The sequence below is a fragment of the Pseudomonas hunanensis genome (assembly GCF_013393325.1).
GTDB lineage: Bacteria > Pseudomonadota > Gammaproteobacteria > Pseudomonadales > Pseudomonadaceae > Aquipseudomonas > Aquipseudomonas putida_P.
This window is the reverse complement of sequence record NZ_QJRC01000077.1, coordinates 1-2,519: the sequence shown is the minus strand read 5'-3', so window position 1 is coordinate 2,519 and position 2,519 is coordinate 1. Positions and strand designations below refer to the sequence as shown.

The window sequence follows — 2,519 nt, the reverse complement described above, 5'->3', positions numbered from 1 at the left end:
TGGGATGCCAGCCATGGCCTGCGCCAGCAGGTGTTGATGGCGGCGCGTGAAGGCAATGCCGAGAAAGCGCTGGGGCTATTGGCAGCGCGCTACCGGATCACCAGCCAGGTCATCACGGAAAATCCGTTCAGCCAGGAAGTACAGAAGTATTTGAAGAGCGGCATGGCGCAGGTAGAGGAGATGAAAGCGCTGCGCATCTCGGGTAGCCGAAACGTGCTGATCGAGCTGACCACTACCGCGCGGGTGAAACCTAACTTTCTCGGGCTACTCACCTCGGGCGGTGGTGGTGGTTTGAACGCGGGGATGCTGTGGTTCAACGTAATTTCGCTCAAGACCGCCTACAACAGCCTGCAGAAGAGCAGTGCACCGGAATACACCTTGGGCTTTGCTTCATCGATTTTCGGGGTGATCGGTGCAGCGGCAGCCACATTGGTCAGCGTGCGGGCAACGCAGAAAGCCGTGATGCTGCGGTTAAGCTCAACAGCACCGGGCATGGCCTTTGGCAACGGGATTGTCAAGTTCCTGAACAGTAATCTGTTTGCACGTTTAGCAGGATACCCTGCAATAGCATTCAGCTTAGTTTCTGACATATTTAAAGGGGTGCGCCAGCTCAAAAGTGGTAGTTCAACTGCTGGTGGATACACCTTGGCCGGAGGGGTTACGATGGCCATTGGCTCTGCTGTAGTCCTCGAAGCAGGACTTGCAGTTGCTGGCGTGACATCGGTTGTGCCCTTCGCCGGATGGGCCGCAGCGGCCCTTGTCCTCGTCGGCGTAGCCATCATTGCAGGAGGCCTCTACCTCCATGCCAAGGCACATGAGCACCTTCACAGCCCAATTGAGTTGTGGGCAGCACGCAGCGTCTTTGGTAATCGCATCAATGATGGAGAGATACGTCCAGGTATTATCTTGGACTATGAAAAGAAACTGCCTGCGTTCACCTCGCTACAGAGCGAAGTCAAAGCCTGGCACAACGAGCATTACGGACCCAAGCTACTATCCGCCGAGCAAGCCCTATCACTCGGCGCAACTCATGTCAACACTAGGTGGCATCAGAACAATCATTGGTCTCCGCCAAACTGGACAGCGATCACACATAACGAAGTAGTCGCACCTCAGCCAACCGTTGAGTTCACAGTGTTGCTGCCAGGCTTTGTGCAGGGGATAAGCGAATGGTCAGGTAGCTTAAACGCCCACCGTGATGACCAAGGAAGGGACGTGCTTCCAATTACCCCGACTGGCTACATCGTAGGTGCTGGTTTAGTTCTGCACTTCGAGAGCACGCTAGCCAACCAAAGTCATGTCTCACTGCATCTAACCTACAGTGCCAACCAAGGATTGGACGAAGACAATGACACTCTAGCAATTTTTCGTTTGGAGCGCTGACCATGACAACCATCTGGCTATTCAACCCAACCACAGACTCAGGGCATAAGCCCGCTATTAGCGGGCAACTATTAAATTTATCCAAAAATACTTTGTGCCTGAGAAACCCCTGGGTAACAGACTCTGTGTTCATGGGAAAGCTTTACTGCGCAATGATCTTATTTTTAATGATCGGCACTTACCCCTACATACTTGACGGAGAGTTCTGGAATTATTTTATGTCCTCCCCTAAATTAATGACCGGATTCATACTCGCACCCTTCACCTTCCTCCCTTTCCTCATGTATCGAATATACTTTATAAAACGTCTATCAATCTTCTGCCTCAATCGCTCAACCAAAAAAATCTACTACCGACGCTTAAGCAAGGACTTAATCTTTGAGTGGGCCAACACCGGAGGGGGCCTTTTCAAACGCACCGAATTCGGCGGTTCATCGTTCAGCACCAGCTATGCCCTCGCCTTCGCCCCTCGCCGAGCGGATGGCAGCCTCCACCAAAAAGACTGCCTCTGGGTCGACAGCAACGAGCCCACAGAACCCGGCGTCAAACATGTCGCAGAAGTCTGGGAATACCTCCGCCATTTCATGGCTCACGGCCCGGACAAGCTACCCCCGCCCGGCGAAGCCAACTGGTGGCACAAGCCGCTGCACGCCATCTGCCTGACCCCAGCCGAAGCGTGGCGCCACTACGCTCCTTGGCGAACCGGTGAGCCCGGTGAAATGCAGGGCAAAAAGAACTGGCAATTGCCGTTCTGGGCCGTGCTGTTCCCCTATAACCTCACCGTCGCCATCTGCTGGTACGGCATCTGCCGCCTGTTCAACGTCCGAGCGGCGCCACCGCCCCCAGAAGCGTTCGAGGAAGCCCCAGCGCGTTCAACCAAAAGGAAGCGCGCATGATGGGCCAGCCGGCCCCTGGCACCGAGGAACAGGATCGGCGCTTCAAACGTCTCGAACAGTGGTTCGATCAACACGACAGCCCGCTGTACACCGCCCTGGCACCGTTCAATTCGTTCAAGGACAAGGCCGACGCGATCGGCAGTTTGCTCGGCGCCAGCGATAACGTGATCGAAGGCTTGGCCGGCCGCTTTCCGGCCATGGCCGGCATCACCGACCTCACCGCCCAGACGGTCAATACCG

The 2,519-nt window shown here is 55.3% G+C and carries 1 protein-coding gene and 2 pseudogenes; all 3 read left to right on the top strand.

Translation table 11 applies throughout. The features are described from left to right. A pseudogene (locus DM807_RS08300) lies at positions 1 to 1,383 on the top strand (T6SS effector BTH_I2691 family protein); the annotation flags it as partial. 2 nt (positions 1,384 to 1,385) lie between these two features. Continuing rightward, entirely contained in the window at positions 1,386 to 2,279 is an 894-nt protein-coding gene (locus tag DM807_RS08295; protein WP_179027255.1) for a hypothetical protein, read from the top strand. Then, positions 2,279 to 2,519 (top strand): annotated as a pseudogene (locus DM807_RS08290) (T6SS effector BTH_I2691 family protein); the annotation flags it as partial. The gene DM807_RS08295 and the pseudogene DM807_RS08290, both read left to right, overlap by 1 nt.

Coding starts and splice junctions, on each gene's coding strand:
- DM807_RS08295 (WP_179027255.1), top strand. CDS start 1,386: ATGACAACCATCTGGCTATTCAACCCAACCACAGACTCAGGGCATAAG.